Origin of the sequence: Brevibacterium sp. 1718 (assembly GCF_051131255.1) — a bacterium.
In the GTDB taxonomy this organism is placed as follows: Bacteria; Actinomycetota; Actinomycetes; order Actinomycetales; family Brevibacteriaceae; genus Brevibacterium; species Brevibacterium sediminis.
Window position 1 is genome coordinate 1404503 of the sequence record NZ_CP186550.1, and the last position, 13845, is coordinate 1418347.

The window sequence follows — 13845 nt, forward strand, 5'->3', positions numbered from 1 at the left end:
CCGCATGAGTGACCGGCGCCCCGTCTGATCGGGCAGGCATCTGCAGACGTACCGCGATCCGTTCAGTGCGCCGACGGTAAGTAAGCCATGGGCCAAACTGACGTCTCGATATGACGAAGGCCAGAACACCGTCGTGTCCCGGCCCTCGATCAGTTCGCGTCGGCTCTCGCTTCACGCGTCGGTTCTCACCTCACACGGGAGAGTTCCACGGATTCGTCGAATTCGATGTCAGAGGCCTCATCGTGCTTGTAGGTGAAGCGACTGACGACCACGGCGACGATGAGGTTGACGATGAAGCCGGGAATGATCTCGTAGATCGCATCCGTCATCGGGGTGCTCACCTGGCCCCAGACGAAGGCCACGACCGCGCCGGAGAGCAGACCGAACAGGGCGCCCCAGTTGCTCAGACGCTTCCAGAACAGAGTGAGCAGGACGATCGGCCCGAAGGAGGCGCCGAAGCCTGCCCACGCAAAGGCGACGAGGTCGAGGATGCTGTTCGATGGTGAGATCGCGAGGACGACTGCGATGACGGCGACGACGAGCACGCCGAGGCGGCCGAGCAGTACGTAGGTCTTGTCCTGCAGCGTTCTCGTGGATCCGGTGCGCAGGGCGACGATCTTGAACAGATCCTCGATGAGCGCTGACGACGTGACGACGAGCTGCGAGGAGATCGTCGACATGATGGCTGCCAGCACCGCAGCCAAGACGAGGCCGGCGATGAACGGGTGGAAGAGGATCTGCGCGAGGTCGAGGAAGACGGTTTCGGCGTCTGCGGGTTCCATATCCGCGTGCTGAGAGAAGTAGGAGATGCCGACGATGGCGGTGGCGACGGCACCCAGCGCCGAGATCGCCATCCAGCCGACGCCGATGCGCCGAGCGACGGTGGCATCGGCGGGAGTGCGCAGGGCCATGAAGCGCACGATGATGTGCGGCTGGCCGAAGTAGCCCAGTCCCCAGGCCAGGGCGGACACGATCGACGCGATCGTCGCGAAGGTCCAGAATTCGTCTGATCCGAAGAGGCTGAGCAGACCGGGATCGATTTCGGTGACGTTGTTGACTACCGTCGTCGGCCCGCCGGCGTTGATGACGGCGACGATCGGCACAGCCACCAGAGCAGCGAACATCAGCAGACCCTGGGCGACATCCGTGAGAGTCGCGCCGAGGAATCCGCCGAAGAGGGTGTAGATCATCGTGATCGCGGCGACGAGGAGCATTCCGCCGAGGTAGTTGAGTCCGAAGCTCGACTCGAAGAATTTGCCGGCCGCCACCATGCCCGACGAGACGTAGAAGGTGAAGAAGACCAGAATGATGATGCCGCAGACGATGCGCAGCAGTCGTGTCCGGTCTTTGAGCCGCTGTTCGAAGAAGCTGGGGATCGTGATCGAGTCGCCGGCCTTCTCCGTGAACGCACGCAGCCGAGGCGCGACGATCTTCCAGTTGACCCAGGCGCCGACGGTCAGGCCGATAGCGATCCAGGCTTCGATGAGCCCGGAGACGTAGATGGCGCCGGGCAGACCCATGAGCAGCCACCCCGACATATCGGAGGCGCCGGCGCTCAGCGCGGCAACGCTGGGTCGCAGTCCACGTCCCGCGAGCATGTAGTCGTCGAGGTTGTTCTTCGTCTTGCGGTAGGCAAACCAGCCGATGGCCAGCATGCCGATGAAGTAGAGGACGATCGCGATCGTGCGGAAAGTGGTTTCCGACATTTGAGCTCAGCTCCTTCGATAGGCCGAGCCGACCTTACAGGACAAGAGGTCGCAGGCGTGAATTTCCTGTGCACCTCCTTGTTGCGAGAGTACACAGCGACACTGTTGGAGCGGCAGGCTCAGTCGAAGACGACGGTGCGATGGCCGTCCATGAGCACGCGGCCTTCGGCATGCCAAGCGACGGCCCGAGCGAGCACGGCCGCTTCGACGTCCTGACCGTGCCGGACGAAATCGGTGATCGCCTGATTGTGATCGACGCGGGCCACATCCTGTTCGATGATCGGCCCCTCGTCGAGGTCGCTGGTGACGTAGTGGGCAGTCGCGCCGATGATCTTCACGCCTCGGGCATGCGCCTGATGGTAGGGCTTCGCGCCCTTGAAGCTCGGCAGGAACGAATGGTGGATATTGATGACCCGGCCCTCGAGGCGGGCGCAGAGGTCGGGGGAGAGGATCTGCATGTATCGGGCCAAGACGATGAGTTCGACCTCGAGGTCATCGACGAGAGTCGAGAGCCTCACCTCGGCGTCGGCCTTCGTCTCCCGGGTGATCGGAATATGGTGGAAATCGTGGCCGTGGAATTCGGCGAGCGGACGCAGATCGGCATGGTTGCCGGCGACGCCGACGATGTCGATGGGCAGCTGACCGGCCGAATGCCGGAACAGCAGAGTGTTGAGGCAGTGCGCGGCCTTGGACACCATGATCAGGGTGCGGGTCTTCTTCTCCACCGGTTGCAGGCTCACAGTCATCGCGAACCTGGGAGCCACCTCGGCGAGTGCCTCTTCCACGGTCTGGGCCGTGGTCTCTGCAGGCGTCGAGAACTGCAGGCGCAGGAAGAACTGACGAGAATCGGGGGAGGAGAACTGCTGGGATTCGGTGATGTTGCCGCCCAGGCCCGCGAGCACCCCGGTCACGGCGTGGACGATGCCGGTCGAATCGGGGCAGGTGACTCTCAGGATCCATTCGCAGCTCATGGACTCGATCCTAATCGGTGGCTGCGCTCAACGCCCACTCCGAGTCGGCATCCGGATGGCGGTCGCGGCCCCGGAAGCAGGCGGCGTCGCTGTTAGCATGGTGCCGGGTGACGGCCGCAGTTTGCGCGCTGCCTCGCTCCCATCATCGGATGCCACAGGAGAGTACTCATGACCGAAAACTCGATGCAGGCTTCGCTTGCCGACATCGACCCGCAGATTGCCGAAGTCCTCGACCTCGAGCTGGGCCGCCAGCGGTCGACGCTCGAGATGATCGCCTCGGAGAATTTCGTCCCGCGCGCCGTGCTGGAAGCACAGGGGTCGGTGCTGACGAACAAGTACGCCGAGGGGTATCCCGGCAAGCGCTACTACGGCGGCTGCGAATACGTCGACGTCGCGGAGAACCTCGCCATCGACCGCGCCAAGAGCCTCTTCGGCGCCGACTACGCGAACGTCCAGCCCCATTCCGGTGCCTCGGCCAACGCCGCTGTCATGCACGCTCTGGCCCGTCAGGGTGACAAGATGCTCGGGCTGTCCCTGGCCCATGGCGGGCACCTCACCCACGGTATGAAGATCAACTTCTCCGGACGCCTCTACGATGTCGCCTCCTACGAGGTCGACCCCGATACCTACCGCATCGATATGGACAAGGTGCGCGAGAAGGCTCTCGAACACCGCCCCGAGGTCATCGTCGCCGGCTGGTCGGCCTACCCTCGTCAGCTGGACTTCCAGGCCTTCCGCGATATCGCCGACGAAGTCGGTGCGAAGCTGTGGGTCGATATGGCCCACTTCGCCGGACTCGTCGCCGCCGGTCTGCACCCGAACCCGGTGCCGTTCGCCGATGTGGTGTCCTCGACGGTGCACAAGACCATCGGCGGGCCCCGGTCCGGTTTCATCCTCGGCAAGGAGGAGTACGCGAAGAAGCTCAACTCCGCCGTGTTCCCGGGACAGCAGGGTGGACCGCTCATGCATGTCATCGCCGCGAAAGCCGTGGCGTTCAAGCTCGCGGCCTCTGCCGAGTTCAAGGAACGTCAGGAACGCACCGTGCGCGGTGCTCAGATCCTGGCTGAGCGCCTGCTGGCCTCCGACGTCGCTGACGCCGGAGCCACCGTGCTCACCGGCGGCACCGATGTCCACCTCGTGCTCGTCGACCTGCGCAACTCCGCCCTCGACGGACAGCAGGCCGAAGATCTTCTGCACTCGGTCGGCATCACCGTCAACCGCAATGCCGTGCCCTTCGACCCGCGTCCGCCGATGGTCACCTCGGGGCTGCGCATCGGCACCCCGGCACTGGCCACCCGCGGATTCGGCGACAACGAATTCACCGAGGTCGCTGACGTCATCGCCGAGGCGCTCAAGCCCGGTGCCGACGTCGAGGCACTCGCCTCACGCGTGAAGAAGCTGAGCGACGACTTCCCCCTCTACGAAGGACTGGAGCAGTACTGATGGGTGCACAGATCCTCGACGGCAGAGCCTGCGCGAAGCAGATCAAGGCCGAACTCACCGAGGCGGTGGCGACCCTGGCAGAATCCGGAATCGTTCCGGGCCTCGGCACAGTGCTGGTGGGGGAGGACCCCGGTTCGAAATGGTACGTCGCGGGCAAGCACCGTGACTGTGCCGAGGTCGGAATCAGTTCGATCCGCCGCGACTTGCCCGAGTCGGTAAGCCAGGAAGAGCTGCTGGCGGTCATCGACGAGCTCAACAAAGATGACGCCTGCACTGGCTACATCGTGCAGCTTCCGCTGCCGGACCATATCGACACGGACACGATCCTCGAAGCCATCGATCCGGCTAAGGACGCCGACGGTCTGCATCCGACCAACCTCGGCCGACTCGTGCTCAACGTGAACTCGGAGATCACCACTCCGCTGCCGTGCACTCCGCGCGGTGTCATCGAGCTGATCACCCGCAACGGCATCGATCTGGCCGGCAAGCATGTCGTGGTCATCGGTCGCGGGGTCACCGTGGGCCGGTCCATCGGTGCACTGCTGACTCGGCGTGAGCACAATGCGACCGTGACTCTGACGCACACCGGTACGCGCAATCTTGATGAGCTGTTGGCTCAGGCCGATGTCATCGTCGCGGCCGCCGGGGCGGCTCGCATCGTGAAGGCGGAGGCGGTCAAACCCGGAGCGATCGTCCTCGACGTGGGAGTCTCGCGTGAGACGGACCCGGAGACGGGGAAGTCGAAGATCGTCGGAGACGTGGATCCGGCGGTCGCCGAGGTGGCGTCCTGGGTCTCACCGAACCCCGGAGGCGTCGGACCGATGACTCGAGCCCTGCTGCTCAAGAATGTCGTCGACACCGCCCAACGCTCAGCCAACTGACCCCTATTACTACCTGACGGCGGCCCAGCAACCTCGCGCGAGGTTGCTGGGCCGCCGTCAGGTAGTTCTGGGAGGGTGGGCGGTGCCGGGTGCTCAGTCCTCGGGGAACTTGAGCTCGAAGAAGACGCGCGGGTTGCCCGGGCCGGCATAGTCCTCGATGAGCTCTCCGCTGAAGCCCATGGAGGAGTGGAACGAGATCGCACCCGAGGACTCCGGCATCGTCGTCGCCTGAACCGAGGAGGCACCGAGCTGACGGGAATGGTCGATGAAGTGCTGGTAGAGATGACGGCCGATTCCCTGGTGACGGAAATCCGACCGCGCTGCCACCAGGTGGATGTAGGCAGGACCATCATGGGGAATGACGCCGAGCAGGTATCCGACGATCTCCGAACGGTAGCGGGCGACGAGCCCCGAGGTGACGAACTGACGGAACCAGTAGGCATCATGGTCACCGCTGAGATCGCGGTCTCCCCAGAAGTTGGCTTGGGCGTCGAGCAGGAATTCGCGCATCTCGCGGGCGTCGACCTCATCGAGCGGACTGATGCTCAGCTGCTCGGTGTCGATAGTTTCGTCAACGGCCATTGCGCCTCCTGATGTGTTCGTACTTACCCTCACTCTATAACGCCCCGTCCCGGAAGAATAGTGCGCTCCATGTCATCATAGATCACATGATTCGGATTGCTTCAGTCAACGTCAACGGAGTCCGCGCAGCATGGCGAAAGGGGATGCCCACCTGGGTCGATGCAGCGAAACCGGACTTCATCACCCTCCAAGAAGTGCGCGCCGCGAACGATATCGCGCACGGTGTCCTTGCCGACACCGGATACACCACGATCAGCCATGATGCCGAGGCGAAGGGCCGCGCCGGCGTCGCCGTGATGGCCCGCACCGAACCCGAGGCGGTGCGCGAAGGACTCGGCGACGACGGTTACTTCGACCGGGCCGGACGCTGGGTGGAGACGGACTTCCGCCTCGGCGACGGATCGCTTCTGACCCTTGTGTCCGCGTACGTCCATTCCGGTGAGGCCGACACCCCCAAACAGGACGACAAGTACCGGTTCCTCGACCGCATGATCGAACGGATGCCGCAGCTGGCGAAGACCGCCGACCATGTGCTCATCACCGGCGACCTCAACGTCTGCCACACCGAACGCGACCTGAAGAACTGGAAAGCCAACCGGAAGAAGTCCGGATTCCTCCCGGAGGAACGAGCCTACTTCGACAAGTTCTTCGGTGAGATCGGCTATGTTGACGTCCACCGCGAACTCAGCGGCGATATCGACGGGCCCTACACCTGGTGGTCGATGCGCGGTCAGGCCTTTGACAACGACACAGGATGGCGCATCGACTATCAGATGGCCACTCCGGCCCTGGCCGAAACCGCGGTCAAGGCCACCGTGGACAAAGCCGACAGCTGGGCCGAACGCTGGTCGGACCACGCTCCGCTGGTCATCGACTACGACCTCCCGTCCGTCCAGGCCTGACCGCAGACCGAACGACAGACGAAGAGCCCGGGGCTCAGGACGAAATGTCCTGAGCCCCGGGCTCTTTGCTGTCCTCTCTGCGTTCAGAGACGCAGGCAGCTTCAGAGTCTCAACAGCAGCGGGCCTTGGGATTGCGGTCCTGCTCATCGGTGAGATCTCGCCAGAAGGCCTTCTCCTCCATCGCCCCCTCCCGGGTGCCGTGGCGGCGCTCGTAGGATTCGAGGTAGTGGATATAGGCGTTCTCGCCCATGATCTCCTTGATGTACCAGTGGAGCCAGGCCCCGCCTCGGCGCAGGGATCCCCACGGATCGCTGGCGATGCGGGCGAGCGGATGTGCGGTGCTCATTCCTTCTGCCTTCCTGCTGCATGCTCGTCCCACTGCGCCTGCAGCTCACGCTCGGGCTTGCGAGCGATGAGACCGGCCGGAGCGAACATCTTCGTCTCGACGAAGGGCTCCTCCGTCGTCGGCAGGGACCCCTTCCTGATGGCCTCGATGGACTTCCAGACTGCCATGACGACGACCATCGCGACAAGAAGTGCGAAGACGATCGACAGGGTGCCCTGGACGAACGTGTTGCGCACGACTGCGCTCATCGCCGCGACGCCCTCGGTATTGCCCATCGAGGTCTCTCCGGCGGCCAGCGCGTCCTTGTATGCGAAGTGCTGAGCCCAGTAGCCGAGCTTCGGGTCGGAGGAGAAGATCTTCTGCCACGAGGCGACCATCGTGACCACCAGATCCCAGACCAGCGGGATGCCGGGGATCCACGCCCACTTGGCCAGACCCATCTTGCACACGATGGCGAAGACGACGGCCAGGGCAATCGCGGCCAACAGCTGGTTCGAGATGCCGAAGAGCGGGAACAGCGTATTGATTCCGCCGAGGGGGTCGGTGACTCCCATAAGCAGGATCGATCCCCAGGCGGCCACCATGATGGCCGTCGTCAGCCACGCACCTGGAGTCCACGAGGGGTCCCGGAACTTCTTCGAGAAGTTGCCGAGCGCATCCGAGAGCATGAAACGGGCCACGCGGGTACCCGCATCGATCGTGGTGAGGATGAACAGGGCCTCGAACATCACGGCGAAGTGGTACCAGAAAGACATCCAGGCGGGCCCGCCGAAGACGTTGTGGAGGATGTGCGCCATTCCCATCGCCAGCGTCGGGGCGCCGCCGGTGCGAGAGACGATGCTCTCCTCACCGACGTCCTTGGCCGCCTGATCGAGGATCTCCGGGCTCGTCTCCACCCCGGACATGCCCAAGGAGTTGTTGATGAAGTCCGCTGCGCCCTGCACTGTTCCGCCGGTGAGCGGTTCGGCGGCATTCATCGCGAAGTAGAGGCCCTTGTCGAGGCAGATCGCGGCGACCAGCGCCATGATGGCGACGAAGGACTCCATGAGCATGCCGCCGTAGCCGATGAGGCGAGCCTGCGTCTCCTTCTCGATGAGCTTCGGAGTCGTGCCTGAGGAGATGAGAGCGTGGAAGCCCGACAAAGCTCCACAGGCGATGGTGATGAACAGGAACGGGAACAGGGCGCCGGCGAACGCCGGACCGGCCGAGTTGAACGCGAATTCGGTCAGCGCAGGCATCTGCACGGTCGGGTTGACGATGAGGATGCCCACAGCCAGCAGCACGATGGTGCCGATCTTCATGAATGTCGACAGGTAGTCGCGCGGTGCCAGCAGCACCCACACCGGAAGCACGGCGGCGAGGAATCCGTAGATCATCAGGCACCAGGCCAGAGTCACCTTGTCGAGGTGGAAGATCTCGGACCAGAACGGCGAGTTGTGGACCCAACCGCCGGCGATGATCGCGATGACGAGCAGCACGATGCCGATGACCGAGGTCTCGACGACCTTGCCGGGGCGCAGGTAGCGCATGTAGATGCCCATGAACACAGCGATCGGGATGGTCATCGCAATGGAGAAGACGCCCCAGGGACTTTCGGCCAGCGCGTTGATGATGACGACGCCGAGGACCGCGATGAGGATGACCATGATGAGGATGATGCCGATGGAGGCGATGATTCCGCCCGTTCGACCGAGCTCATCGCGAGTCATCTGTCCCAGCGATCGGCCGTTGCGGCGCATGGAGAAGAACAGCACCATATAGTCCTGGACACCGCCGGCGAGCACGACGCCGAAGACGATCCACAGGGTTCCGGGCAGGTAGCCCATCTGGGCTGCGAGGATCGGTCCCACGAGGGGGCCGGCACCGGAGATCGCGGCGAAGTGATGGCCGAACAGGACCCGGCGGTCGGTCGGCGCGAAATCGCGGCCGTTGTCGTTGAGTTCTGCCGGGGTGGCTCGCTTCGGGTTCGGGCGGCAGATCTTCCATTCGATGAGCTTCGCGTAGAAGCGGAAGCCGATGAGGTAGCTGCCGACGGCTGCGGCGACGAACCAGCTGGCCGACAGCTCTTCACCGCGCACGAACGCGATCATCGACCAGCCCGCGCCGGCGATGAGGGCGATGGCCACCCACAGCACGATCTTCGCCGGTGTCCAGCGTGGCTTCTCGACCACGGCGACCGGCGGAAGGTCGCCCTCGGTCTTGATGTATTCGACCGACATAGTCCTCCTCCTTGAGAGACGACGCATCAGGTCCGTAGGAGATGACGCGTCGGGATTGTTGAGTTCTCAGCATGATCAGACCTTCGCTGGCCGCTGCTCGACAGATGTTCGAGAACTGGGAGACACCTTGGCGAATCATGTGATCTGGTACGAACTATACCGCTGGTCCGCGGCCGAGCGTGATCTCCGACACCAGACCGGACGCCTGAACAGACCCGAGAGGGGAGATGGCATCATAGGACTATGACGAACTCTTCACAGCCACGCACTGTCTCAGGTATCCAAGCCACCTCCGATTCCCTTCATCTCGGCAACTACATCGGAGCCCTGCAGCAGTTCGTGACTCACCAGGAGTCGCACGATGCCTTCTACTTCATCGCGAACATGCACGCGATCACCGTCGAGCAGGACCCGGCCGAACTGCGGGAACGCACCCTGCGCACGGCCGCGCAGTTCATCGCCGCCGGTCTCGATCCGGAGAAGTCGACGATCTTCGTCCAGTCCCAGGTGCCCGCCCATCCGCAGCTGTCCTGGGTCCTCGAATGCACCACCTCGATGGGTGAGGCCAGCCGGATGACCCAGTTCAAGGACAAGTCCGCGAAGCAGGAGCATGTGTCCCTGGGGCTGCTCACCTACCCGGCGCTGATGGCCGCCGACATCCTCCTGTACAACCCGCAGCTCGTTCCCGTCGGTGAGGACCAGCGCCAGCACCTCGAGCTGACCCGCAACCTCGCCGAACGCTTCAACTATCGGTTCGGCAAGACCTTCACCGTCCCCGAGGCGCAGATCCTCAAGGCGACCGCGAAGATCTATGACCTGCAGAATCCGGGCGCGAAGATGTCGAAGTCCCAGCCCAGCCCGCAGGGACGCATCGACATCCTCGACGATGCGAAGGCCCTGACGAAGAAGATCAAGTCCGCCGTGACCGACGACGGAACCGAGATCGCCTTCGACCCGGAGAACAAGCCGGGAGTGTCGAATCTGCTGACGATCTATTCCTCCCTGACCTCACGTTCGGTCGACGAAATCGTCGCCGAGTACGAAGGGAAGATGTACGGTCACCTCAAGGTCGACCTCGCCGAGGTGGCTGTGGAGACCCTGACACCGGTGCGGGAGCGGACGCTGGAGCTCCTCGAGGACCGGACCCAGCTGCAGGCGATCCTCGATCGCGGGGCGGAGAAGGCCAGCGCCATCGCCGAGGCGACCCTGCGCGAGGTCTATGACAAGATCGGCTTCATCTGATCGTGGCGAAGAAGAAACCCGAAGAGGGGCCGCTCAACCTCACACCGGATATGCTCCACACTGCTGCGCGGGTGGAGGACCGGTTCAACGGCTGGATCCAGAATCGGGCCACAGACCACGCCTATCATCGCACCGTCATCGCCTACGACACCTACGGCGGGACCGGTTGGGTGCGGGTGCTCGGACGCCTGGTGCTCACCCCGAACGGTCAGCCGGCCGCCGATGTCCACGCGAGCATCCGCGGGTGGAAGTCCTTCGTCAGTGTGCCTCTGCCCAATGACACCGCATGGGTGCGCGTGAACGACGAAGAGCATATGGTCACCTCCGATCGCGGAGGAATCATCGACACCGTGATCCCCGGAGACTTCGAGCCGGGGGAGACGGAGATCGAACTGTGGACCGACGGCTCGCTCGTCGACTCTGCCGCTGTGCGCATCATCGGCGAGGACTCGACCTTCGGCATCATCTCCGATATCGACGATACGGTCATGGTCACTTCGCTGCCGCGTCCCTTCCTCGCCGCGTGGAACACCTTCGTCCTCAGCGAGCATGCGAGGTCCCCGGTGGCGGGAATGGCCGTGCTCTATGACCGGATCACCTTCATGCGCCCGGACACTCCGATGGTCTATCTGTCGACGGGGGCGTGGAACTCTGCCTTGACGCTCAAGCGCTTCCTGTCCCGCAACCTCTATCCGATGGGCCCGCTGCTGCTCACCGACTGGGGTCCGACGACGACTCGGGTGTTCCGGTCAGGCAAGGAGCACAAACGCAATTCGCTGGAACGTCTGGCCAGGGAGTTCCCGTGGATGAAGTGGCTGCTCATCGGTGACGACGGGCAGAACGACGAGGAGATCTACGGGGAGTTCGTCGAGAATCATCCGAAGAATGTCGCCGCCGTGGCAATCCGACAGCTCACCGTCGGTGAGGCCGTGTGGGCCGGTGGACGGTCGAAGCGCCACGGTCGCGGCCAAGGCGTGCCGTGGATCTACGCCCCTGACGGTGCTGGTCTGGCCTCTCGTCTGACGGAACGAGGAATCATCTCGACGATCTGAACGGAACCTCACCGCTACCTGACGGCGGCCCAGCAACCTCGCGCTGTGAGTATTGACAGTGGCTGGTCTGGGACTGGCTGGCAGAGTAGGTGTTGGCCTCTCCGTCCAGTGATCGTGACTCCACCTCGCGCTGACTCACACCGTGGTGTCTTGCCCTCGATTTGTCCGATCACATGGATGGTGCGGCCGGCACCAGCTCGGCCCACATCGGTAACTTGATCAGAAGGCTGTCCACCCCCGAAAATCCGGGGGTGTGACTCATCACAGTGTTGTTCCGAAGTGATCTCTAACCCGGACCGGTACCGGCCGCAAGCGGCCACGCAACCCATCGGTCAAACAGGGAGCTTCGAACCGCTATGTCTATTGTCGCGCACTTATACAGTTTCTTCATCGGTGTTGATACACACGCCAGAAACCACGTGTATTCCATCGTCACCAACACCGGAATTCTCGTCGAAACCCGTTCCTTCCCCACCACGTCAGCAGGAATCAAACGAGCCCTCACCTGGGCCGGCAGGCGCACCAGCGGTGACCTCGACACCCTCTGGGTCGTTGAAGGTGCGGCCTCGTACGGTGCGGTGCTGACCGGACACATCGCCGCAGCCGGGTACCCGGTAGTCGAAGCCGGGCGTATGGATGCCAAAGCCCGCCACGGTGTCGGTAAGAGCGACGAGCTTGATTCCCGCCGGATCGCGGCATCTGTATTGCCTCTCGACGCCGATCAACTGCGGTGGCCGCGTCACGGTGAAGGTGTCCGGCAGGCGCTGCGTGTCCTGCTGTCAGCCCGGGACGCGATGAGTACGGAACGGACTCGTGCGATCAACTCTCTGACCGCGCTGGTGCGCACCATCGATCTTGGCATCGATGCCCGCAAGTCATTGAACAGTGACCAGGTCGACGAGATCGCGAAATGGCGAACCCGCAACGAAGACGTCGACTTGTCCACCGCCCGGGAAGAAGCGATCCGTCTGGCCAAACGCGTCCTCGCTTTGAACGATGATCTGCAGACCAACCATGACAGGCTCACCGAGCTTGTTGAAGCCAGTCCGGCCGCACCCTTGCTGGATGAGCCCGGGATCGGCCCATTCAGCGCCGCTGTGTGCTTCACCGCGTGGTCCCACCCGGGGCGGGTGCGGAACGAGGCCGCGTTCGCAGCTCTGGCGGGAGTGAACCCGATACCTGCGTCGTCGGGCAACACGCGCCGGCACCGGTTGAACCGGGGCGGGGATCGGCAGTTGAACCGGGCCCTACACACGGTGATCATGAACCGGATGGTCCATGACGAACGGACCAGGAACTACGTGGCCCGCCACTACGGTGAAGAACCGACGAAGAAATCCAAGAGGGAGATCAAGCGCAACCTCAAACGGTATCTAGCGCGCCGGGTCTACAAGATCCTCAACGCGCTAGATACCGTTCCTCAACCCGCTTGACAAGACATAGAAGGATCGAGGTTGCTGGGCCGCCGTCAGGTAGCAATTGGTGCTGAGGTGGTCTTTGAGGCGCTCGGTCGGATCAGCCCAGCTGCGCCTGCAGCTGCTGCTTCGCCTCGTCGAACTGAGCAGCGAAGGTCTCGACGAGCTCGGCGGTCGTCCGCTGCTGGCCGAGCGCACCGATGCCCTGTCCCGAGCCCCAGATGTCCTTCCAGGCCTTCGAGTCCGAACCCGAAGACGAGCTGAAGTCCATCTTCGTGGGATCGGCGTCGGGCAGATTGTCCGGGTCGAGGCCCGAGGCGACGATGGATCCGCGCAGGTAGTTGCCCTTCACACCGGTGAAGTAGTTCGAGTACACGACGTCGTCGGCGCCGGATTCGACGATCATCGTCCGGTAGTCGTCGACAACATTCGCCTCGGGCGTGGATAGGAAAGCCGAGCCGATGTAGGCGAAGTCGGCACCGGCGGCCAGAGCCGCAAGGATCGACCGGCCGTGGGCGATGGCGCCCGACAGCAGCAGGGGACCATCGAACCAGGAGCGGATCTCCTGGACCAGGGCGAACGGCGACTGCGCCCCGGCGTGCCCGCCGGCACCGGCGGCCACGGCGATGACGCCGTCGGCGCCTTTCTCGACGGCCTTGTTGGCGAAGCGGTTGTTGATGACGTCGTGGAGGACGACACCGCCGTAGGAGTGGACGGCTTCGTTGACCTCCTCACGGGCACCGAGCGAGGTGATGACGATCGGCACTTGGTGGCGGACCACCTCGGCGAGGTCCTCCTCGAGGCGATTGTTCGACCGGTGGACGATGAGGTTGACTGCGAACGGAGCGGCGGGCTGCTGCGGATTCGCCGCAGAGTGGGCGGCGTTCGACTCGGAGATCTCATCGAGCCAGTCGGTCAGCTGCGAGGCGGGACGGGCGTTCAGCGATGGGAAGGATCCGACGATTCCGGCCTGGCACTGGGCCTTGACCAATTCGGGGCCCGAGGCGATGAACATGGGGGAGCCGACGACGGGCAGACGGAGTTGGGAGCGCAGATCGGTGAAGCTTGTCACGGTGCCTCCTTGCG

12 protein-coding genes are annotated in these 13845 nt (G+C 63.7%); 6 read left to right on the forward strand and 6 right to left on the reverse strand.

The genetic code is table 11. From position 1 onward, the window contains the following. Positions 1–185: 185 nt before the first annotated feature. Positions 186–1706: a sodium/proline symporter PutP gene (putP, locus tag ACOZ9V_RS06215; protein ID WP_434594469.1), complete on the reverse strand. Its 1521-nt coding sequence runs from the start codon at positions 1704–1706 to the stop codon at positions 186–188. Between the two features lie 119 nt (positions 1707–1825). After that, a complete protein-coding gene (gene purU / locus ACOZ9V_RS06220; protein ID WP_434594471.1) occupies positions 1826–2677 on the reverse strand; it encodes a formyltetrahydrofolate deformylase in 852 nt (283 codons plus the stop codon). Positions 2678–2845: 168 nt separating this feature from the next. Between purU and glyA the strand changes: the two genes are divergently transcribed. Together glyA and ACOZ9V_RS06230 are read left to right on the forward strand one after the other, a co-directional pair. After that, positions 2846–4120 carry a serine hydroxymethyltransferase gene (glyA, locus tag ACOZ9V_RS06225; protein WP_139468540.1) on the forward strand — a complete coding sequence of 425 codons (1275 nt, stop codon included), beginning with the start codon at positions 2846–2848 and terminating at the stop codon, positions 4118–4120. After that, a complete protein-coding gene (locus ACOZ9V_RS06230; protein WP_172173581.1) occupies positions 4120–5001 on the forward strand; it encodes a bifunctional methylenetetrahydrofolate dehydrogenase/methenyltetrahydrofolate cyclohydrolase in 882 nt (293 codons plus the stop codon). Before glyA ends, ACOZ9V_RS06230 begins: the two co-directional genes overlap by 1 nt. Positions 5002–5094: 93 nt before the next feature. Here the strand turns inward: ACOZ9V_RS06230 and ACOZ9V_RS06235 are convergent, their stop codons facing one another. Continuing rightward, positions 5095–5583 (reverse strand): GNAT family N-acetyltransferase, encoded by a 489-nt coding sequence (locus ACOZ9V_RS06235; protein ID WP_139468538.1) that lies wholly within the window; start codon positions 5581–5583, stop codon positions 5095–5097. Between the two features lie 86 nt (positions 5584–5669). Here ACOZ9V_RS06235 and ACOZ9V_RS06240 point away from each other — a divergent pair, with 86 nt between their 5' ends. Further along, positions 5670–6485: an exodeoxyribonuclease III gene (locus ACOZ9V_RS06240; RefSeq protein ID WP_139907308.1), complete on the forward strand. Its 816-nt coding sequence runs from the start codon at positions 5670–5672 to the stop codon at positions 6483–6485. A 109-nt stretch (positions 6486–6594) separates the two neighbouring features. Here the strand turns inward: ACOZ9V_RS06240 and ACOZ9V_RS06245 are convergent, their stop codons facing one another. Together ACOZ9V_RS06245 and ACOZ9V_RS06250 are read right to left on the reverse strand one after the other, a co-directional pair. After that, positions 6595–6831, reverse strand: a complete 237-nt coding sequence (locus tag ACOZ9V_RS06245) for a YbdD/YjiX family protein (RefSeq protein ID WP_139907309.1) — start codon at positions 6829–6831, stop codon at positions 6595–6597. Continuing rightward, on the reverse strand, positions 6828–9050 hold the full coding sequence (locus ACOZ9V_RS06250; RefSeq protein ID WP_172173572.1) for a carbon starvation CstA family protein: 2223 nt from the start codon (positions 9048–9050) through the stop codon (positions 6828–6830). The genes ACOZ9V_RS06245 and ACOZ9V_RS06250 overlap by 4 nt, the downstream gene beginning before the upstream one ends. A 243-nt stretch (positions 9051–9293) precedes the next feature. Between ACOZ9V_RS06250 and trpS the strand changes: the two genes are divergently transcribed. From trpS to ACOZ9V_RS06265, 3 genes are all read left to right on the forward strand, one after another. Further along, entirely contained in the window at positions 9294–10292 is a 999-nt protein-coding gene (gene trpS / locus ACOZ9V_RS06255; RefSeq protein ID WP_139468534.1) for a tryptophan--tRNA ligase, read from the forward strand. 2 nt (positions 10293–10294) lie between these two features. Then, a complete protein-coding gene (locus ACOZ9V_RS06260; protein WP_139468533.1) occupies positions 10295–11344 on the forward strand; it encodes an App1 family protein in 1050 nt (349 codons plus the stop codon). A gap of 356 nt (positions 11345–11700) precedes the next feature. Continuing rightward, positions 11701–12777 (forward strand): IS110 family transposase, encoded by a 1077-nt coding sequence (locus tag ACOZ9V_RS06265; protein WP_434589899.1) that lies wholly within the window; start codon positions 11701–11703, stop codon positions 12775–12777. A gap of 82 nt (positions 12778–12859) precedes the next feature. On the opposite strand, the gene ACOZ9V_RS06270 is transcribed toward ACOZ9V_RS06265, so the two are convergent. Continuing rightward, complete coding sequence (locus tag ACOZ9V_RS06270; RefSeq protein ID WP_376907243.1) at positions 12860–13831, reverse strand: NAD(P)H-dependent flavin oxidoreductase; 972 nt, start codon at positions 13829–13831, stop codon at positions 12860–12862. Between the last annotated feature and the right edge of the window lie 14 nt (positions 13832–13845).

Coding starts and splice junctions, on each gene's coding strand:
- putP (WP_434594469.1), bottom strand. CDS start 1,706: ATGTCGGAAACCACTTTCCGCACGATCGCGATCGTCCTCTACTTCATC.
- purU (WP_434594471.1), bottom strand. CDS start 2,677: ATGAGCTGCGAATGGATCCTGAGAGTCACCTGCCCCGATTCGACCGGC.
- glyA (WP_139468540.1), top strand. CDS start 2,846: ATGACCGAAAACTCGATGCAGGCTTCGCTTGCCGACATCGACCCGCAG.
- ACOZ9V_RS06230 (WP_172173581.1), top strand. CDS start 4,120: ATGGGTGCACAGATCCTCGACGGCAGAGCCTGCGCGAAGCAGATCAAG.
- ACOZ9V_RS06235 (WP_139468538.1), bottom strand. CDS start 5,583: ATGGCCGTTGACGAAACTATCGACACCGAGCAGCTGAGCATCAGTCCG.
- ACOZ9V_RS06240 (WP_139907308.1), top strand. CDS start 5,670: ATGATTCGGATTGCTTCAGTCAACGTCAACGGAGTCCGCGCAGCATGG.
- ACOZ9V_RS06245 (WP_139907309.1), bottom strand. CDS start 6,831: ATGAGCACCGCACATCCGCTCGCCCGCATCGCCAGCGATCCGTGGGGA.
- ACOZ9V_RS06250 (WP_172173572.1), bottom strand. CDS start 9,050: ATGTCGGTCGAATACATCAAGACCGAGGGCGACCTTCCGCCGGTCGCC.
- trpS (WP_139468534.1), top strand. CDS start 9,294: ATGACGAACTCTTCACAGCCACGCACTGTCTCAGGTATCCAAGCCACC.
- ACOZ9V_RS06265 (WP_434589899.1), top strand. CDS start 11,701: ATGTCTATTGTCGCGCACTTATACAGTTTCTTCATCGGTGTTGATACA.